A 19,650-nucleotide genomic window follows, 5' to 3' on the forward strand; every position below is an offset into this window, starting at 1 on the left:
AACTGTGCGTAGGACAGCTCACGGCGCTGGGGCCGCATGGCTGTCTTAAATTTTGTCCCTGTACTGAACCGATCCAGTAAACCCCGGCCGGGATTGGCTCGGTAATCGTTTACCCACCCTGGAAGGAGTGCCGTGCCCGTCGCGCTGCTCGCGCTCGCCATCGGAGCTTTCGGCATCGGGACCACCGAGTTCGTCATGATGGGCGTGCTGCCACAGGCGGCCGCCGACTTCGGCGTCGACATCCCGACCGCCGGCCACCTCATCTCCGCCTACGCCCTCGGCGTCGTCGTCGGCGCCCCCCTGCTCACCGCCGTCGCCGTGCGGCTGCCGCGCAAGACCATGCTGCTGGCCATGATGGGCCTGTTCACGCTGGGCAACGGCCTGTTCGCGCTGTCGCCCAACCAGGAGTTCGGCGTCGCGTTCCGGTTCCTCGCCGGCCTGCCCCACGGCGCGTTCTTCGGCGCCGGCGCGGTCGTCGCCTCCAGCCTCGTCGGCGCCGGTCAGCGCGCCAAGGCCGTGTCTCTGATGTTCCTCGGCCTGACCCTGGCGAACGTCATCGGCGTGCCGCTGGGCACGCTGCTCGGCCAGCAGGTCGGCTGGCGTGCCACCTTCGGCGTCGTCGCCGTGATCGGGCTGGTCGCCATCGCGGCCATCGCGAAGCTCGTCCCGCACCAGGGCAAGCCGTCGGCCGAAGCGTCGCTGCGCAACGAACTCGGCGCGTTCAAGCGGCCGCAGGTGCACCTGGCGCTGGCCATCGTCACGTTCGGGCTGGGCGGCGTGTTCGCCTGCCTGTCCTACATCACGCCGATGCTGACCGACGTCGCCGGCTACTCGCCGTCGAACGTCACGCTGCTGCTGTCGCTGGCCGGGGTCGGCATGACGATCGGCAACCTGCTCGGCGGCCGGCTGGCCGACCGCGCGCTGATGCCGAGCCTCTACGTCGCGCTGCTCGCGCTGGCGTGTGTGCTGGGGATCTTCACGATCACGGCGCAGGGCAAGGTCGGCGCGGCGATCACGATCTTCTTCGTCGGTGTCGCCGGGTTCATGATCGGCCCGATGATGCAGGCGCGGATCATGGAGAAGGCGGGCGGCACTCCGTCCCTGGTGTCGGCCGCCGTCCAATCCGCGTTCAACATCGCCAACTCGATCGGGGCCTACCTCGGCGGGCTGGTGATCGCCGGTGGCCTCGGCCTGGTCGCCCCCAACTGGGTCGGCGCGCTCCTGGCCGTCTTCGGCCTGACGCTGGCGATCGTCTCCGGCACGCTCGACCGGCGGGAGGCCAAGGCCGGACGCCGCGAGCTGGCCATGGCGTCCTAAGAGGAACCGAACGGGCCGCCGATGATGGTCAGGGCCACGTAGAGGATGCCCGCCGCGAGGGCCGTGTACGTCACGACGTCGACGACCTTGCCGCGGATCGCCAGCAGTCCCGCCCTGGCCGCCGGCAGCACCGCCCGCAGCACCCCGGCGAGGAGGAGCGCGGCGCCGATCAGCGCCGCGCCCTCCCGCCAGTGGTACTGGACGATCCGCAGGGCCGCCACGGCCACCACCAGCAGCACCACCGCGAACGGCAGCTGGGCGAACCGGGCCTGCCCGCTCCGGCGGTCGCCGATGTCCCGCCGGTCCTGGGTCACGGTCATCAGCCTTGGACCGAGCGTTCCGCCGCCTCGACGACGTTGCTGACCAGCATCGCCCGGGTCATCGGCCCGACGCCGCCCGGGTTCGGCGAGATCCAGCCGGCCACCTCGGCCACGTCCGGGTGCACGTCACCGGTGAGCTTGCCGTTCACGTGGGACACGCCGACGTCGAGCACCGCGGCGCCCGGGGCGACCATGTCCGGCGTGATGATCCCCGGCACGCCCGCGGCGGCGATCACGATGTCGGCGCGGCGGACCTCGGCGGCGAGGTCGCGGGTGCCGGTGTGGCAGAGCGTGACGGTGGCGTTCTCGCTGCGGCGGGTCAGCAGCAGGCCCAGCGTCCGGCCGACGGTGATGCCGCGGCCGACCACGGTGACGCGCGCGCCGTTCAGCTCGACGTCGTGGCGCTTGAGCAGCTCGATGATCCCGTACGGCGTGCACGGCAGCGCGCCCCGCTGGCCCAGCACCAAGCGGCCGAGGCTGACCGGCGCGAGGCCGTCGGCGTCCTTCTCCGGGTCGATGCGCTCGAGGACGCGGTTCGCGTCGAGGTGCTTCGGCAGCGGCAGCTGGACGATGTAGCCGTGGCAGGCCGGGTCGGCGTTCAGCTCGTCGATGACGGCTTCGAGCTTCTCCTGGGTGATGTCGGCGGGCAGGTCGCGGCGGATCGAGTTGATGCCGATCTTGCCGCTGTCGGCGTGCTTCATCCGGACGTAGGAGTGCGATCCCGGGTCGTCGCCGACCAGGACGGTGCCCAGGCCCGGCGTCACCCCCTTCGCGGCCAAGGCCGCGACGCGCGGTTCGAGCTCCGCGAAAATGGCGTTCTTGGTGGCCTTGCCGTCGAGAATCTTCGCCGTCACGGGCCCATTCTGGCAAAGCGGCGCCCGCGCGTCGCTTCCAGGCTCCGGCGGTCGCAGCCCGTAGAGTGGCGGCTACCCCCACGGTCCACTAGCGACGGCGGCCGCGATCAAGCTGTGATCTACCGCACTTCGCATCACACGAGGTCAGACCGTGTGCCACCGGGTCGCCGAGCGGCAAAACCCACATGCGGGGTGCACACGCGCGCGCGAACAGTCAAAATGTGCGGGTGGCACAACCGACGACGCAGCTGAACGCGACCGAGCAGGACACCCTGGTCAAGCAGATCGGCCTTGCCCTGCTCCGTGCCGCCCCGCGCGACTGGCGCAAGGTCACCGCGGAGTACCGAGCCGTCGGGAGGTACCACGAGCTGACCGGCGAAATCGTCACCGAGGACGGCTCGGTGCACGAATGGCTCGCCACCCACGACATCGCCACGCTGTTCGGCAGGCTGCGCGGCGGCATGTACCGCGACGGCCGCGGCACCTGGTTCAACGCGCGCTACCAGCTCGACCACCCGTCCAGCTACAACCTCGAGTACAACCGCGACGAGCCGGTGTGGAACCTCGCCCCGCCGCCGCAGGCCTACTCGGACGAGCTGCGGATGTTCCCGCGCACCGAGGAGAACGTGCCCGAGTGGCTGATCCGGCGGATGTCCGGGCTCGGCCCGGAGCAGCCGGGGCCGCACTTCCGGATCGCCCGGATCTTCGACACGATCGGCCCGGCGGGCCGTCCGGTGATCAACCGCCCCGACCTGGAGGTCGAGGAGCAGGACCGGCTGCTGGAGTACCTCGACCACGCCCCGCTGGTCGTCACCGACCGCGGCTACGACATCGACCGCCTGGCGGCGACGCCCGAGGCCACGGTGCCGGTCGCGTTCCACAGCGACGGCCAGTGGATCTGGCCGGCCGCGGTCAACTTCTACCTGCGCAAGTACGGCGTCTCCCCGGAGCCGGACCTGGTCGAGCACGTGCGCGCGGTCGGGTTCAAGCTCCCGCCGGTCGACGAGCCGACGCTGCAGGCCGCGGGCGCGTACCTGGTCCGCGGCAACCAGCCGCCACCACCACCGCAGCAGCGTCCGGCCGGGCCGCCGCCACAGGCGCCGGCGGTGGCCGCCGTGGCCCCGCCGCCGCAGCAGGCCGCGCCGGAGTACGCCGAAGAGGGGTACGACGAGCAGGAGTTCGACGACCGCTTCGCGGAAGACGAGCACTACGACGAGCATGACGCGGGCTCGAACGGGACGTCCCCGGAGCCGGGCCGGGTCCCGGACCTCGAGGAGACGGCCGAGTACGTGCCCGACCAGCCGATCGGGCATCACGAAGAGGAATCGCACGAGCACGACGGTGCGTCCCATCCGGCGTTCGGTGAAGCGCGGCGGGAGGAGCCGTCGTTCGACGACGGTTCTCATGGGGACGAGGAGCCGTCGCACGCGGGGGGCCAGCCGGGGCAAGCCGGGTTCCAGCCGGGGCAGGAGGGCGAGCACGCCTTCCAACCCGGCCAGCCAGGCGAGCACGCCTTCCAGCAGGGCGAGGCCGGTTTCCCGGCGGGGCGGCAGGCCGGGCCGGGCTTCCAGCCGGGACAGCAAGGTGAGCACGCCTTCCAACCCGGCCAGCAAGCCGGACCGGGTTTCCAGCCGGGTCAGCAGACCGGACCGGGTATCCAGCCAGGCCCGCAGACCGGACCGGGTATCCAGCCAGGCCCGCAGACCGGACCGGGTATCCAGCCAGGCCCGCAGACCGGACCGGGTATCCAGCCAGGCCCGCAGACCGGACCGGGTATCCAGCCAGGCCAGCAGGCGGGACACGGCTTCCAGCCGGGCCAGCAGGGCGAGGCCGGTCTCCAAGCGGCCGCGCAGGCCGAACATGCCTTCCACCCGGACGAAGAGGCTGAACACGGCTTCCAGCCGGGCCAGCGGGGCGAACATGCCTTCCAGCCCAGCCAGGAGTCCGAGCACGACTTCCAACCGGGTCAGCAGGGCGAACCTGGTTTCCAGCCCGGGCAGCAGGGCCAGCCCGGCTACCAGCCAGAGGGCTTCCAGCCCGCCCATCAGGGCGAGCACGACTACCAGCCCGGCCACGAGCCAGAGCAGGGTTTCCAGGCTGCCCAGGGCGAGCATGCGTTCCAGCCCGGCCAGCAGCCGGAGCACGTCTTCCAGCCCGACCGGGAAGCCGAGAGCGGCGGCTTCCAGCCGGAAGAGCAGGGCGAGCACGACTACCAGTCCGGCGAGCAAGGCGAGCACGCCTTCCAGCCCGGCGAGCAAGGTGAGCACCCCTTCCAGCCCGACCAGGCCCGGCGAGGAGACGAGAACGCCAGCTACCAGCCCGGCCCGCAAGCCGAACACGCTCTTCGGCCCGGCCAGCAGCCCGAGCACGGCTTCCAGCCCAGCGAGCAGCCCGAACAAGGCTTCCGGCAAGGCCAGCAGCCCGAGCACGCTTTCCAGCCCGGCCAGCCCCACCGGGAAGAGGAGAACGGCAGCTTCCAGCCCGGCCATGAAGCCGCGCACGGCTTCCAACCCGGCCAGCAGCCCGAGCACGGCTACCAGCCCGGCCAGGAAGCCGACCAGCCCGAACGCGCCTTCCAACCCGGCCAACCCCGGCCGGAAGAGCCGTCGCGGTTCGATCCTGGTCCGCCGACCATGATCACCCAGCCCGAAGTGCCCGGTGTGCTGCCTGTTCCGGAGCCTCCCGCGCCTCAGGCCGCCGCCCAGGAACGGCCCGCGGAGCCGCAGGCGCCCCGGTCCGGCCGTCGGGCGCTGCGTCGGGAAACCCCGGACCACCCCGTGCTCGCCGGCCTGCAGGCCAAGCTCGACGAGCTCGACGTGCCCGAAAGCAGCTACAAGCTCGGTGAGCCCGCCGAACACGGGTGGAGCGTCGAGCAGGTCGACGACGGCTGGCGCGTCGGCTGGTACGACGGCAAGCTCAGCAACCCCGCCGTCTTCGGGGACGCCGAGGACGCCGCCGCGTTCATGCTCGGCAAGCTGCTGCTCCACCCCGAGGGTCACGTGCCCGCCGAGGAGCCGCCGGCCGCCGCCGAACCCGAGCCCGCTCCTGAGCCGGAACCCGCGCCGAAGCGGGTCGTCGCCACCGTGTCGCCTGAAGTCGCCACCGGCTCCTACCCCGTCCGCAAGCCGGACCCGGTGCCGCCCCAGGAGCAAACCGCCTTCACCAGCGCCAAGGAACTCTTCGGCGACCTCGACGACGACGAGAAGCCCGTCCCGCCGCGTCCGCCCGCGCCGGTCGCGCAGCAGGCCGGGCCGCCGCCCGCGCCGCAGCGGCGGGAGGCGCCGACCGTCCTCGCCCCGGCGCCGCAGGGTGCCCCGCCCGGACCGCCGCCCGCCGTGCCACCTGCGCCGCAGCGGCGGGAGGAGCCGGCCCGTCCGGCCGCCGTCAACGGCGGTGGTGGCCAGCAGCAGTGGCCCATCACGCCGCTGGCCGGCGAGCCGCCGCTGACGTTGTTCCGCGGCAAAGAGCTGCGTGAGCTGCCCGCTGGCAGCGAGCTGGACCGCTTCGGCGGTCCGAACGGCAACCTGACGTACGCGGCGGGCACGCCGTTCCCGGAGCGCTCGCTGGTCCCGGAATGGGTGAATCGCCCGTATCACGTCTACCGGGTGCAGCGGCCGCTGGAGACGCTCGCCGGCGTCGCGATCCCGTGGTTCAACCAGCCGGGCGGCGGGTCGGCGTACCTGCTGCCGGCGTCGATCGAGGAGCTGCTCGCCGAAGGCGACCTCATCGAGCTCGACCCGGGTGAACCCCCGATCGACTGAACCTTCGCGAAAGCCCGGTGGCGCGCCACCGGGCTTTCGCCGTTCACCGGACCACGAGCCCGTGGGCCGCGGCGAACGCGATCGCCGTCTCGACGTCGACGCCCGCCCCGCGCAGGTCGGCTTGGACCAGGCCGTTGGCGTCGAGACGCGCACCGCGCAGATCAGCGCCGTCGAACTTCGCGCCGTGCAGGCGGGCGCCGGTCAGGTCACTGTCGCGCAGGTCGGCGCCGGTCAGATCGGCCTCGGTGAGGTTGGCTTCGCGCAACCGCAGGCCCGACAGCCCGAGCTTGCGCAGCCGCGCCTTCGCCAGCGACGCCAGCGAGAGGTCGCACTCGGTGAGCGCGAGCCCGGCGAAGCCGCACTCGGCGAACGAAGAGCCGAGCAGCGAGCACGCCGTCCAACGGCTTTCGACGAGCACCGCGCGGTCGAACGTGCACGAGCGGAACGCCGACGCGTCGTGCCGCGAGCGGGACAGGTCGGCGCGGCTGAACACGCAGTCGTCGAACGTGCAGCCACGGGTCCGCAGGCCGCTCAGGTCCGCCCCGGTGAAGTCGCATCCGGTGAACCGGCGCTTTTCCCACCACTGCCCGGACAACACCGCGTCGCGGTAGTCCTCCCCCGTCTCCAGCACGGGCCCCAGGGTGTCACACCGGCGATGGGAGCTTCGCACCCTGCACGTAGTTCATCGCCTCGAGGTACTCGGGCAGCTGGGCGCGACGCATCATCTCGGCCTCGGTTGCCGAAGGGGTCGCGCACCCGGCCGACGCGGTCGCCGAAGAACAGCACCGTCTGCCGCGTCACCTCGGTGGCGCCGGCGGCGATCGCGCGCCGCTGCGCCTCCTCGCTGTCCGGCACGTAGAGCCGCAGGAAGGCAGGGTTGCGGCCCAGTCGTCCGGCGAGTCGAACGCCATCACGACCGCGTCGCCGATGCGGACCTCGGCGTGGCCGGCCTTCCCGTCCTCACCGACGACCCGGCCGAGTCCCTCGGCGTTGAAAGCCTGCTTCAGGAAGTCGAGCAGACCGGCGGTGTCGTGGCCGATGATCAGCTCTTGACCGCTGCATGCCGGCCTCGCGAGGTGGCTCCGCCGCCCGTGCTGACGGATGTCCTTGCCTGTGGTTGGTACGAGCAAACCGGCTGAGGCGCGCGGACCGGTGGGTACTGGCGGCTGTCGGCGCCGGGGCCCAAGGTGCGGCGGTTTCCAGCCGTTCCCGCGCCTGCTCGGGCACTCGCGTCCGGGCGGACCACCTTGGCCGCGAATGCCGCTTGTCCGGCTCCCCGCAGCGCTCGTGCGCGTGGTCGAAAAGTTCCAGACTCTGCCCGCGCTTCCGCGCCACGCGGCGAAGTGCCGGTCAGCTGTGCGTGCCACCGGGGCACCGGCAAGACCTCAGGCGTGACGCAGGAGCCTCCACGCCCCGGACAGCACGCTCGTCGCCGAGGCCGCGAGCGTCTCGGGCCTGCTGGACCTCGACCGGCGGCGGTTGCTGCCGCGCGGCCGGAGCTGTTCGGCTCGGACCCGAAAACCGCGTGATCATTCCCGCGGCGCTGGCTACGGTGACGCCCGTGCCCGACCACGCCTTCGCCGACCACGAGCTCGCCGCGCTGTACGACGCGCTGAACCCGCGTGAGAGCAGCGGCGACTACGAGTTCTACTTCCCGATGCTCATGGCCGCCGGGTCGGTGCTGGACGTCGGCTGCGGCACCGGTTCGCTGCTGCACTGGGCGCGCGAGTCCGGCCACCGCGGACGGCTCGTCGGCATCGATCCCGCCGCGGGGATGCTCGCCCAGGCCCGCCGCCGGGACGACGTCGAATGGGTGCACGGCGATTTGTCGACTGCCACCTGGGACAGCGAGTTCGACTTCGCCGTGATGACCGGCCACGCGTTCCAGGTACTGCTGACCGATGAGGAGCTGCGCACGGCCTTCGCGGCGATCCAGCGCGCGCTCAAGCCCGGCGGCCGCTTGGGGTTCGACACCCGCAACCCCGCGGCCCGCGCCTGGGAGCGGTGGACGCCTTCGCACGTCTGGGAGGCCGTCACGGCCGACGGCGTCCCGGTCCGTTCGTGGAACGACGCCGGGCCGTTCGAAAACGGCTACGTCCACTTCACGACGACGTTCGAGAGCCCGGCGTGGGACGCGCCCCGGTTCAGCGAAAGCACCCTGCGGTTCCTCGACGTTCCGTCGCTGGCCGCGTTCGTCGCCGAAGCCGGCCTGGTGATCGAGCAGCAGTACGGCTACTGGGACCGCACGCCGGTGACCGACGCGAGCCCGGAGATCATCACGATCGTCCGCCGTCCGCTCACCTGAAGTCCCGCGACTTCGCCTTGATCCGCATCGGCAGCGGCTCGACGCGGTGGGCGAGCACGCTCACCACGCCGTCGGCCTTCTCCACGACCCCGCGGATCAGCAGTGCCGGGCTGGCGCGCGCGACGCGGTGGTAGCGCTGCCACAGGCCGAGCGTGCAGATCACGTTCACCATCCCCGTCTCGTCCTCGATGTTGAGGAACGTGACCCCGGCCGCCGTCGCCGGGCGCTGCCGGTGCGTCACCGCGCCGCCGATCAGCACGCGGGCGCCGTCTTCGAGGTCGGCCAGCCCGCTCGCCGGGACGACGCCGAGCTCGTCGAGGCGGTCGCGGATGAACTCGGTCGGGTAGCTGCCCGGCGACACCCCGGTCGCCCAGACGTCCGCCGCCGCGACGTCGAGGCCGTCCATGCCGGGCAGCACCGGCGCCGAGCCGCCGACCAGGCCCGGCAGCTTTTCCGGGCGTTCCCCGGCGACCGCGCCCGCGGTCCACAGCGCCTGCCGCCGGTCGCCGCCGAAGCACGAGAACGCGCCGGCCGTGGCCAGCGCCTCGAGCTGCGGAGTGGTCAGCCGCACCCGGCGCGCGACGTCGGCCAGGTCGCGGTACTCGCCGTTTTCGGTCCGCTCGGCCACGATCCGCTTCGCGACGTCTTCGCCGATCATCCGCACGGTGCTGAGCCCGGTGCGCACGTCGTGGAACTTCCCCGTGCCCGCTTCCAGCGTCGCGTGCGGCAGGCTGCGGTTGATGTCCGGGCCGTGCACGGTGACGCCGTGGCGCCGCGCGTCGGCGACCAGCGACTGCGGCGAGTAGAACCCCATCGGCTGCGCGCGCAGCAGCCCCGCCAGGAACGCGTCCGGGTGGTAGTACTTGAAGTAGGCGCTGGAAAACACCAGGTGCGCGAAGCTCAGCGCGTGGCTCTCCGGGAAGCCGAAGTTCGCGAACGCCTTGAGCTTCAGGAAGATCTTCTCGGCCAGTTCGCGCTCGACGCCGTTCGCGGTGGCGCCGTCGAGGAACCGCTGCCGCAGCCGGTCCATCTTGCGGTCCGAGCGTTTCGACCCCATCGCGTGCCGCAGCTGGTCGGCCTCCGCCGCGGTGAAGTTCGCGACGTCGAGCGCGATCTGCATCATCTGCTCCTGGAACAGCGGCACGCCGAGGGTCTTTTCCAGCGCTGTCGCGAGCAGCGGGTGGTCGTAGTCCCACTCTTCGCGGCCCTGCTGGCGGCGGATGTACGGGTGCACCGAGCCGCCCTGGATCGGGCCGGGCCGGATCAACGCGACTTCGACGGCGAGGTCGTAGAACTTCTTGGGTTTCAGGCGGGGCAGCGTCGCCAGCTGTGCGCGGCTTTCGACCTGGAACACGCCGATCGCGTCGGCACGCCCGAGCATCTCGTAGATGTTCTCGTCGGTGAGGTCGAGCTCGGCGAGGTCGATCTTCTCGCCCTTGTACTCGGCGACGAGGTCGAGCATGTAGTGCAGCGCCGACAGCATCCCCAGGCCGAGCAGGTCGAACTTGACGAGCCCGGCGGCCGCGCAGTCCTCCTTCTCCCACTGGATGACGCTGCGGCCCGCCATCCGCGCCCACTCGACCGGCACGACCTGGCTCACCGGCTCCTGGCACATGACCATCCCGCCGGAGTGGATGCCGAGGTGGCGCGGGAAGTCCTCGAGCGCGAACGCCAGCTGCACGACCTCGTCCGGGATGTCGTGGTCGTGATCCTTTTCCGTGCTGCGCAGGGACCCCCAGCGGTCGATCTGCTTGCTCCAGGCGTCCTGCTGGCCCGGCGAGTAGCCCAGCGCTCTCGCCGCGTCACGGACGGCGGAGCGCCCGCGATAGGTGATGACGTTCGCGACCTGGGCGGTTCTCAGGCGGCCGTGCTTTTCGAAGACGTACTGGATGGCTTCCTCACGGCGGTCGGACTCGATGTCGAGGTCGATGTCGGGGTAGCCGTCGCGGTCCGGGGCGAGGAAACGCTCGAAGAGCAGGCCGTACGCGACGGAGTCGACCTTCGTGATGCCGAGCGCGTAGCAGACGGCCGAGTTCGCCGCCGACCCGCGGCCCTGGCAGAGGATGTGGTGTTCGTTGCAGAACCGCACGATGTCCCAGACGATCAGGAAGTAGCCGGGGAACCCGAGTTCCTCGATGATCGCCAGCTCGTGCTCGATCTGGGCGTTCGCCTTTTCCTCGTGGTCTTTGCCGCCGAAGCGTTCTTCAGCGCCTTCTTTGGTGAGTTTCCTGAGGTAGGTCGCCTCGGTTTCGCCCGCCGGAACGTCGAAGGGCGGCAGCTTCGGGGCGATCAGCTGGAGCGGGAACGCGCATTCCATGCCGAGGAGAGCCGCGCGGCGGACGGCGCCGGGGTAGCGCCGGAACAGGACGTCCATTTCGGCGCCGCTGCGCAGGAACGCCGTCCCGGCGGCGGGAAGCCAGCCTTCGAGCTCGTCGATGCCACGGCGGGCGCGGATGGCGGCGAGCGCATCGGCCAGCGGGGCGCGTTCGGGCCGGGCGTAGTGCGCGGCGGTGGTGGCGACGGTCGGCACGCCGAGGTCGCGCGCGAGTTCGGTCAGGAGGTCGTTGTGCGTGCTGTCGAGCGGCTGGCGGTGGTCGGTGAGCTCGACGTAGACGTGGTCACGGCCGAAGCGGTCGACGAGTTCCTTGAGCTTTTCGGCGGCGGCGGCCGGGCCGTGCGTGACGAGGGCCGAGCGCACGGCACCCTTCCGGCACCCGGTGAGGACGACGCACTGCCCGGCGACCTCCTCGGCGACGGCGTCGAGGTCGTAACGCGGGCGGCCCTTTTCGGCCTTCTCGTGGATCTGCCCGGCGGTGATGGCGCGGCAGAGGGCCCGGTAGCCCTGGTCGCCGCGGGCGAGCAGCAGGAGGTGCTCACCTTCGGGGTCGGCGACGCCGTTCTGCGGCTTGGGGAGCCCGAAGCTGAGTTCGGTGCCGAAGACGGTGTTGACCCCGAGTTCCCGCGCGGCTTCGGCGAAGCGGACGACACCGTACATGCCGTCGTGGTCGGTGAGGGCGATGGCGTCGAGTTCCAGCCGCGCGGCTTCCTCGACGAGCTCTTCGGGGTGGCTGGCGCCGTCGAGGAAGCTGAAGTTGGAGTGACAGTGCAGCTCGGCGTAGGGCACGCGGACGGTTTCGGCGCCGTCGTCGTTGCGCCGCGCCGGGAGGTCGTGGGGGCGCTGGTAGGTCTCGCGGTGACGGCTCCAGGCGGGGCTGTCGCCGTGATCGCCGGGTGGTACCCCGCCGGCGAGGGTGCGGGCGAGGTCCTTCCACCGGACTGGTGGGTTGTTCCAGCCCATTCAGCGCTCCTCGGCGTCCCGGCGCCGTTGTTCTTCGGCTGCGGCTTCGGCGGCCCGGCGGCGGTGCCAGTTGGTGGGGTGGTTCCAGCGACTGCGCGCTTCGGCTTCGCTCATGTGGCGGGGTTGGTCGCCGTCCTCGCGTCGCCGGCCGGACGGATGGTTCCGCCGGCTGCGCGCTTCGGCCTCGCTCATGCGGCAGCCGTTCTCGTCCGACCGGCGTGGGACCGGCAGCACGATCACCGGGCAGACCCAGTCGTCGTCCGTGGCCGGCTCCGGTACCTCGCGCAGCCACTCGCGCTCTTCGTCCGCCCGGCGCGGCGTTGCCTCCGGTTGCGCGCGCAGCCAGTTGCGCAGCTTTCGTGCGTAGTCCTCGTCCATGCTCAGTCGTACACTCCCTCGACCGTCCACAGTGGATTTTCCGTGCCCGCGCAGTGCACCAGCACCGCTTCCGGCGGGTCGTCCGCCTCGCCGGCGACCAGCAGCTGCACCCGCGCGCGTCGCGGGCCCGGTCTTCGGCGGTCGCCCGCCAGCGGCCACGGCCCCGCCCAGCCCACGACCGCGCGAGGCGGCCCGCCGGTGATGCTCAGCCCGCGCGGGGTCGCCGTCAGCTGGTCGCGTTCGGTGACGCCCACCGGCCTGCCCTCGGCGTCGACGACCTGCGCGGGTACCGGGCGGTCCAGGACCGTCGCCGGGGACGGAGCCGGCAGGCGCCCCGGCCACGTCGCGTCCGCCGGTGTCGTCCGTTCGCGCGGGTCGCCCCAGGGCACCAGGCGGACCCGGCCCGCCGGGTCGCGGCCGCCGTCGAGCAGTGGCGTCAGCACGCCTTCCGGCCCGAGCAGGCCCTGGACGCGCACGAACGCTCGCGCCGCGCGTTCGTCGTCCTCGTCGGAGCGGCCGTTGCGCCACAGGTCGAGCTGCAGCGAACGGCCCTCGACGGTCTCCTCGGGTTCCAGCCGCAGCCGCACGACGCCGGACGTCGGACGCCGGCCCGGTGCGGCGCGCAGCCAGCCTTCGAACTGCCAGCGCAGGCGGTCGGCGACGCCGGCGGGTGTCAGCGGTTCCGCGCACCGCCACGCGCGGCCGAGGTGTTCACCGTCTTCGGTGACCGCGTAGATGCCGAGCCGGGTGCAGGCCAGGCCGTGGCCGGCGAGACCCGCGCAGAACCGCGTGGCGAGGCCCTTGGCGAGGAAGGCCGCGACGTCGACCCGCTCGACGACCGGGTCGAACTCCTCGGTCACCGTCAGCTCCGGCGGCGGGCTGCGGCGCAGCGGCGGACGTTCGGAGCGTCCCCGTGCCAGCCGGTGCGCGAGCAGCCCCGGAGTGCCGAACCGGGTGACGACGTCGCGTTCGGGCAGGTCCGCGAAGGCGCCGAGCGTCCGCAGGCCGAGCCGGCGCAGGAGGTCGACGAGTTCCGCGCGGTCGGCGCCGGGCTGGTCGAGTTCGGTGATCGGCAGCGGAGCGAGGAACTCGGCGACACGCCCGGGTTCGACGAACTCCCCACGCCGGGCGGCGAGCGTCGCGGCGAAAAGCCCTTCGGCGACGCCGACCTGGCATTCGACGCCGGCGGCGGCCGAAACCTCGTCGACGAGCCGTTCGACGAGGGCATGTTCACCGCCGAAGTACGCGGCGGCCCCGGAGACGGGAACGGCAACGAGCCCGGGCCGGACAACCTCGACCCCGACGACAAGCCCCTCGACGGCCAGCGCGACGGCTTCGAAGAGCCGCGCGTCGCGGCCGTCATCGGCGCCGAAGACGGCGAGGTCGGGACAGTTCGACTGCGCTTCCCGCCGCCGCATGCCCCGCCGGACGCCGTTCCGCCGGGCAGGGGCGTTGCTGGCGACGACACGGTTGGCACTGAAGACGGCAGCGGGCACGGTGACGGAAACCCCGTCAACCGCGGCGGCGGCGACCACGGGCCAGTCGGGGCACCAGAGGACGAGCATCCGCGCGGGCAGATCGGAGGCGGCGCGCTGCGCGGGGACGGTCATGCGGCCACCCCACGGCGGCTGGTGGGAGCGGTACCGGTGCGGCGGAGAGGCCGACGCGGGTGAGTGGCGAGCCGGCTCGCGTGGGCAAGCGGACGACGCACGTGCGCGACGGGTCGGCTCGCGCACCGGGATGGTCGGCTCGCATACCCAGCCGGGCGGCTCGCGCACCCGAAGGGTCGGCCCGCGCACCGGAAGGGTCGACTCGCGGGCCCGGCCGGTCGACTCGCCCACCGGAACAGTCGCCTCCGACACCGGAACGGTCGGCTCACGTACTGAGCCAGTCGGCTCGCGCACCGGAACGGTCGCCTCCCGCACCGGAACGGTCGGCTCGCGCACCGAGCCAGTCCGCTCACGCACCGGAAGGGTCGGCCCGCACGCCCAGCCGGTCGGCTCGCCCATCGGAACGGCCGGTTGACCTCGTGGGCGCTTTGACAGGACGCCCAGCTTCCGCAAGTCCACAGTAGACCGCTCATGCTGTCGCCTCCGCCCGCACGACCGGACGCGGCGCAGCCGCCGCACCCGCCGCAAGCGCGCCAGCCGGACCCGGGAGCTGCAGGTCCGCCGTGCGGGGGCGGGCCGCCGAGCCGCGGCCGTGGGCTCGGACCCGTACCCGGCGCTCGCGGAGGTGGCCGTAGCCCTCCTCGAGCCCCGACCACGCCTCCACCCGGCACGACAGCTCGACGTCCGCTCCCGGCCACGGCCCCGACGTCAGCAGGACCGCGCCGCGGTGGCGGGCTCGGGCCGACAGCCGCCGCGCCGCGGCTGCCTGGACCGTCTCCGCCTGGACCGCCACCACGTCCACTCCGTCGAGCAGCGCCGCGACCACCTGCGGCAGCTCCGCGCCCGGACGCGGGACCAGCGCCAGCCGGTCGAGGTCGACGCCGTACTCGGCCGCCGCCGCCAGGCCCAGCGACGGCATGCCGACCACGGCCGCCCACGAGCCCGCCGTCGTGGCCTCGGCGAGCAGCGCGAGCAGCAGTGACGTCGCCCCGTGGACCGCCACCGTGCTCCCCCGGCGGAGGCCGCCGCCGGGCAGCAGCCCGGCCAGCGCCGGGGCGACCCGAAGCACCCTTCCCGTCGCGCGGGCCCGCTCGGCCTGGGCTGCCACCCGGCTCGCCGTGCTCACCCCGGGCAGGGCCGCCAGCCGGGCCACCGGCGGCTCCACCACAGCGGTCACCGCACGCACCTCCCCACCACGGACTAGGCCGGCGATCGGGCCTCTCCCAAAACACGACCGCCGGCACTGGTTCGCCGCGGGGAAGGCGGCGGTTCCATGTCGAACACGTGTTCGACGTAATCAAGTCAACCGTGAACCCCAAGACCTGTCAAGTCACCCACAGGAGTGTCCGTAATGCAGTTGCCTCGGCCGCGGCATGATCGCTAGACAGGCCCCGTGGAGCTCACCGAAGGCCGGCCCGAAGACTGTCCGGAACTGCTCGTCCTGCAACGCTGCTGCTGGGTCCAGGAGGCCATCCTCAACGACACCCTGGACATCCCCGCGCTGCACGAAACCCTCGAAGAAGTCCGCGACTGGACGAAGACGTGGTCGGTCTGGGTCCTGCGCGACGGGCACCGGCTGGTCGGCGCCGTCCGCGCCCGCCTCGACGGTGACCGCTGGGAACTGGGCAGGCTGATGGTCGCCCCGGACCTCGCCGGACGCGGGCTGGGCCGCCGCCTGCTCGAGCACGCCGAAGCGCAGGCTCCCGCCGAGGCCCGCCGGTTCGCTCTGTTCACCGGCGCCCGCAGCACCCGCAACATCACGCTCTACCAGCGGGCCGGCTACCGGCTCACCGACGCGGCCGCGGCGGGCGGGCACATCCGCGGCGCCGTGTACCTGGAGAAACCCGTCACCCAGCGCGAGAAAACCGGTCCGCCCGCCTGACGCTGCGGCGTCGGCTAGATTTCCGGTGGACTTCTCGGGGGTGGCGATGACCAAACGGCCGGTTCTGTGGTTCGCCGGAGCGGTGGTCGCGGCGGGTGCGGTGCTGGCCGTCGTGGTCACCTCGGGCGACGGGGTGCCCGGTGCCAAGGCCGTGGCTCCCGCGCCGACGACGATCGGCGCCGAATGGCGCTCCTTCCGCGCCGACGTCACCGGGATCCGGCCGGGTCCGGACGACCTCAGCCTGTTCGTGCAGGTCGCGCTGCCCGGCCGGGACCCGGGCTGCGTCCGCGAGCCGCGGATCGAACAGGTCGTGGAGACGAAGACCGACGTCCGCGCCGACGTCGTCTACTCGACCCGGCCGGCGGCGGGCGGCTGCCAGGACAAGGTGCCCGCGGAGCTGCGGCTGACCACGGCGACGCCGCTCGCGGACCGCACGGTGATCCTCAACGGCGACAACGGGAACGCCTGGCACCGGCTCGGTGCCGGCTGGGGCCACTGCGCGCCGCGGGGCACCTGCGCCCCGCCCGCCGATCACTGCGATCCGGCGTGGATCGGCGCGGCGGCGTCCGCGACGGCCGCCGACAACGCGGGCACCACCCGCGCCTGCGACCCGGACTGGCTGGTCCTCGACCTGCCCGCGCTCCGGACCGGGCCGGCCACCCGCGCGGTCTTCCGCTGGGCCGACGCCGGCTGGACGTCGGTCACGCAGGTGAAGTCCGCCGGGTGCGGGGAAATCCGGGCCGCCGAGCCGAAGTTCCCCGTCGCGCTCTGCCGGACGCTGCCCGCGCCCGCCTAGCGCGGCAGCTTCTTGACGACCTCCGCACCAACGGCCTTCACGGCTTCGTCGACTTCCTGCTGCGGCATCGGCGAATTCGAGAAGAAGCCCTTGTCCCAGCCGGACACCTCGACCGTCACCACGTTCGTGCCCTTGAGCACGTGCAGCTCGGCGCCACCGAAGGCGCTGTTGGTGACCAGCCGGACCAGGGCCGCCTTGTCACCGATGCCGGGCACGTCGGTCGGCGCGACCTCCGGCCGCGTCGGCATGAAGTTGTCCTTCGCCTGCTTCAGGGCGTTCTCGCCGGAGTACTCGACGACTCGGACGTTGAGGGTCGCGTCGCGGACGTTCTCGTCCGGCCCCGGCTTGAACCCGCAGCCGACCTGCTTCAGCCCGGGGACCGGGGCGGACGTGCCGCCGTCGTTGCTGCCCGCGAAGCTGGGGAACCCGGCCTTCTCCAGCACCGGCGCCGGGATCTGGCATTCGGCCGGCGGTGGTGACGACACGGGCGCCGCGCCGGTGCTCGCGAAGTAGTCGCTCGCGAAGATCCCAAGCGGGATGCCCGCGCCGAGCAGGACGACGACGCCGCCGATGACCCCCAGGATCAACCCGGTCCGCTTCTTCTTCGGCGGCGGCATCGGCGCGCCGTACCCGGCCGGCGGGTAACCCGGTGGCGGGTAGCCCGCCGGCTGATACCCGGGTTGCGGCGGCTGATACCCGGGTTGCGGCGGCGGGTACCCGGGCTGCGGGCCCGGGTACCCCGGCTGACCTTGGCCGTACGGCGGCTGCTGCATCGAGCCCTCCCTCTCGAAGCGCGGGTCTGGTGAACCTTGTTCAGCCGTCGGCCGCCGCATGGTTTCTGCAGTAGTCGGCAGTGTGCGGGCGGGGCACGGCGGCCTCACCAGAACAAGGTTCAGTGCGCGAAGTGGCGCGTCCCCGTCAGGTACATCGTGACACCGGCCTTCTCCGCGGCCGCGATCACCTCGGGGTCCCGGATCGAGCCGCCGGGCTGCACGATCGCCCTCACCCCGGCCTCGGCCAGCACCTCCAGGCCGTCGGGGAACGGGAAGTACGCGTCCGACGCGCCGACCGAGCCCTTGGCCCGGTCCCCCGCCCGCGACACCGCGAGCCGCGAGGAGTCGACGCGGTTGACCTGGCCCATGCCGACGCCGACGGTCGCGCCGTCCGCGGCGAGCAGGATCGCGTTCGACTTCACCGCGCGCAGCGACCGCCACGCGAACTCCAGGTCACGCAGGGTCCGCTCGTCGGCCGGGGTGCCGGTGGCCAGCGTCCACGACGCCGGGTCGTCACCGGGCGCGTCGATCGCGTCGACGGTCTGCACCAGCACGCCACCGGAGATCGGGCGGAACTCCACCGGCGACGCGTCGGTCGCCGGCAGCTTCAGCAGCCGGATGTTCTTCTTGCGCTGCAGGATCTCCAGTGCCTCGGCGTCGAAGTCCGGCGCCAGCACGACCTCGGTGAAGACCTCGGCGATCTGCTCGGCCGCCTCGCGGCTGACCGGCCGGTTCGTCGCGATGACGCCGCCGTAGGCCGAAACCGGGTCGCACGCGTGCGCCTTGCGATGCGCCTCGGCGACGTCCACGCCGACCGCGATGCCGCACGGGTTGGCGTGCTTGATGATCGCGACGGCGGGCTCGGTGAAGTCGAACGCGGCGCGGCGCGCGGCGTCGGTGTCGACGTAGTTGTTGTACGACATGGCCTTGCCGTGCAGCTGCTCGGCGTGCGCCAAGCCGGGCCGGTCGCTCTTGTACAGCGCGGCCTTCTGGTGCGGGTTCTCGCCGTAGCGCAGGACGTCGCCACGCTGCCAGCTCGCGCCGAGGTAGTCCGGGAAGCCGGAGTCGTCCGCGGGCGCGTAGACGTTGGCGAACCACGACGCCACCGCCGTGTCGTACGCCGCCGTGTGGGCGTACGCCTGGGCCGCGAGCCGCTTGCGGTCGTCGAAGTCGAAGCCGCCGCCGGCGACGCGCTCCAGCACCCAGCCGTAGCGGGCCGGGTCGACGACGACCGCGACACTGCCGTGGTTCTTCGCCGCCGCGCGGACCATCGCGGGACCGCCGATGTCGATGTTCTCGACGCAGTCCTCGGGGCTCGCGCCGGACGCGACGGTCTGCGCGAACGGGTACAGGTTCACCACCAGCAGGTCGAACGCCGCGATGCCGAGCTTGCGCAGCTGCTCGACGTGGTCGGGGTTGCCCTGGTCGGCCAGCAGGCCGGCGTGCACGCGCGGGTGCAGCGTCTTCACGCGGCCGTCCAGCGACTCGGGGAAGCCGGTGACCTCTTCGACCGGCGTGACCGGGACACCGGCGTCGGCGATGACCTTCGCCGTGCCGCCCGTGGAGACGATCTCGACGCCGGCCGCGTGCAGGCCGGTCGCGAGGTCCAGCAGGCCCGCCTTGTCCGAGACGCCGATCAGCGCCCGGCGGACCGGGCGCCGTCCCAGGTCAGTGCTCACGAAATGTCACCTTTCGTCCGTCCACGGTGCAGCCACCGCGGCCGAGTCGCTCGATCGTTTCCACCAGCAGCCTGCGCTCGACGGCCTTGATCCGTTCGTGCAGGACGTCTTCGGTGTCGTCGCTCTCCACGACGACCGCCTCCTGGGCGATGATCGGCCCGGTGTCGACCCCGGCGTCCGCGAAGTGCACGGTCGAGCCGGTGACCTTGACGCCGGCCTCGAGCGCGTCGCGGACCGCGTGCATCCCGGGGAAGGACGGGAGCAGCGCCGGATGCGTGTTGATCACCGTGAACCGGCCGAGGAACTGCTCGCCGAGGATCTTCATGAAGCCCGCGGAGACGACCAGGTCGGGCTGGTAGGCCGCGACCGCCTCGGTCAGCGCCTTGTCCCAGGCGGCCCGGTCGGGGTGGTCGGCGACGCGGACGGTGAACGACGGGATGCTCACGCGCTCGGCGCGGGTCAGCGCTTCGATGCCGGTGCGGTCGGCCCCGACGGCGACGACCTTGGCCGGGAAGCCCGACCGCGCGGTGGCGTCCAGCAGCGCCTGCAGGAGAGTGCCGGAGCCCGACGCGAGCACGACGAGCTTCACCGGGGTGGGCAGCTCCAACCGTTGAGACAGAGCGGGCTCCTTGCCGCGGGCGGTGCGCAGCCGGGCGCACGGCGCTTCACCAGGTCAC

Annotated in this window: 16 protein-coding genes; 6 read left to right on the plus strand and 10 right to left on the minus strand. The window is 72.5% G+C overall.

The features are described from left to right. Window positions 1–132: 132 nt before the first annotated feature. On the plus strand, window positions 133–1,317 hold the full coding sequence (locus tag BT341_RS02100; protein WP_072474659.1) for an MFS transporter: 1,185 nt from the start codon (window positions 133–135) through the stop codon (window positions 1,315–1,317). Here the strand turns inward: BT341_RS02100 and BT341_RS02105 are convergent. Then, the gene (locus BT341_RS02105) at window positions 1,314–1,637 is read right to left on the minus strand and encodes a DUF3017 domain-containing protein (RefSeq protein ID WP_072474660.1); all 324 of its coding nucleotides are present in this window, start codon (window positions 1,635–1,637) and stop codon (window positions 1,314–1,316) included. The two genes, BT341_RS02100 and BT341_RS02105, sit on opposite strands and share 4 nt — an antisense overlap. Further along, on the minus strand, window positions 1,637–2,491 hold the full coding sequence (locus tag BT341_RS02110) for a bifunctional methylenetetrahydrofolate dehydrogenase/methenyltetrahydrofolate cyclohydrolase (RefSeq protein WP_072474661.1): 855 nt from the start codon (window positions 2,489–2,491) through the stop codon (window positions 1,637–1,639). The genes BT341_RS02105 and BT341_RS02110 overlap by 1 nt, the downstream gene beginning before the upstream one ends. A 221-nt stretch (window positions 2,492–2,712) precedes the next feature. Between BT341_RS02110 and BT341_RS43400 the strand changes: the two genes are divergently transcribed. Continuing rightward, the gene (locus BT341_RS43400; protein ID WP_084742721.1) at window positions 2,713–6,252 is read left to right on the plus strand and encodes a glycohydrolase toxin TNT-related protein; all 3,540 of its coding nucleotides are present in this window, start codon (window positions 2,713–2,715) and stop codon (window positions 6,250–6,252) included. 43 nt (window positions 6,253–6,295) lie between these two features. Here BT341_RS43400 and BT341_RS02125 read toward each other — a convergent pair whose 3' ends face one another. Beyond that, window positions 6,296–6,883 (minus strand): pentapeptide repeat-containing protein, encoded by a 588-nt coding sequence (locus BT341_RS02125; protein WP_072474662.1) that lies wholly within the window; start codon window positions 6,881–6,883, stop codon window positions 6,296–6,298. A gap of 310 nt (window positions 6,884–7,193) precedes the next feature. Between BT341_RS02125 and BT341_RS45135 the strand changes: the two genes are divergently transcribed. Then, window positions 7,194–7,391, plus strand: coding sequence for a hypothetical protein (locus BT341_RS45135; protein WP_177328720.1), 198 nt, complete (start codon window positions 7,194–7,196; stop codon window positions 7,389–7,391). Window positions 7,392–7,813: 422 nt separating this feature from the next. Then, window positions 7,814–8,557, plus strand: coding sequence for a class I SAM-dependent methyltransferase (locus BT341_RS02135; protein WP_072481738.1), 744 nt, complete (start codon window positions 7,814–7,816; stop codon window positions 8,555–8,557). Here BT341_RS02135 and BT341_RS02140 read toward each other — a convergent pair. The 4 genes from BT341_RS02140 to BT341_RS02155 form a co-directional block, all read right to left on the minus strand. Next, entirely contained in the window at window positions 8,550–11,855 is a 3,306-nt protein-coding gene (locus tag BT341_RS02140) for an error-prone DNA polymerase (protein WP_072474663.1), read from the minus strand. The genes BT341_RS02135 and BT341_RS02140 overlap by 8 nt on opposite strands. After that, on the minus strand, window positions 11,856–12,233 hold the full coding sequence (locus BT341_RS02145) for a hypothetical protein (RefSeq protein WP_072474664.1): 378 nt from the start codon (window positions 12,231–12,233) through the stop codon (window positions 11,856–11,858). A 2-nt stretch (window positions 12,234–12,235) separates the two neighbouring features. Beyond that, complete coding sequence (locus BT341_RS02150) at window positions 12,236–13,843, minus strand: DNA polymerase Y family protein (protein ID WP_483860496.1); 1,608 nt, start codon at window positions 13,841–13,843, stop codon at window positions 12,236–12,238. A 469-nt stretch (window positions 13,844–14,312) separates the two neighbouring features. Further along, on the minus strand, window positions 14,313–15,020 hold the full coding sequence (locus BT341_RS02155) for a hypothetical protein (protein WP_072474665.1): 708 nt from the start codon (window positions 15,018–15,020) through the stop codon (window positions 14,313–14,315). A gap of 216 nt (window positions 15,021–15,236) precedes the next feature. Between BT341_RS02155 and BT341_RS02160 the strand changes: the two genes are divergently transcribed. Then, window positions 15,237–15,725, plus strand: a complete 489-nt coding sequence (locus BT341_RS02160) for a GNAT family N-acetyltransferase (RefSeq protein WP_072474666.1) — start codon at window positions 15,237–15,239, stop codon at window positions 15,723–15,725. A 46-nt stretch (window positions 15,726–15,771) separates the two neighbouring features. Beyond that, the gene (locus tag BT341_RS02165; protein ID WP_072481740.1) at window positions 15,772–16,521 is read left to right on the plus strand and encodes a hypothetical protein; all 750 of its coding nucleotides are present in this window, start codon (window positions 15,772–15,774) and stop codon (window positions 16,519–16,521) included. Here the strand turns inward: BT341_RS02165 and BT341_RS02170 are convergent. From BT341_RS02170 to purN, 3 genes are all read right to left on the minus strand, one after another. Next, a complete protein-coding gene (locus tag BT341_RS02170; RefSeq protein WP_072474667.1) occupies window positions 16,518–17,294 on the minus strand; it encodes a hypothetical protein in 777 nt (258 codons plus the stop codon). The genes BT341_RS02165 and BT341_RS02170 overlap by 4 nt on opposite strands. Window positions 17,295–17,413: 119 nt before the next feature. Beyond that, window positions 17,414–18,973 carry a bifunctional phosphoribosylaminoimidazolecarboxamide formyltransferase/IMP cyclohydrolase gene (gene purH / locus BT341_RS02175; protein ID WP_072474668.1) on the minus strand — a complete coding sequence of 520 codons (1,560 nt, stop codon included), beginning with the start codon at window positions 18,971–18,973 and terminating at the stop codon, window positions 17,414–17,416. Continuing rightward, the gene (gene purN, locus BT341_RS02180; RefSeq protein WP_072474669.1) at window positions 18,963–19,580 is read right to left on the minus strand and encodes a phosphoribosylglycinamide formyltransferase; all 618 of its coding nucleotides are present in this window, start codon (window positions 19,578–19,580) and stop codon (window positions 18,963–18,965) included. Before purN ends, purH begins: the two co-directional genes overlap by 11 nt. Window positions 19,581–19,650: the final 70 nt, after the last annotated feature.

Origin of the sequence: Amycolatopsis australiensis, from assembly GCF_900119165.1 — a bacterium.
Classification (GTDB): domain Bacteria; phylum Actinomycetota; class Actinomycetes; order Mycobacteriales; family Pseudonocardiaceae; genus Amycolatopsis; species Amycolatopsis australiensis.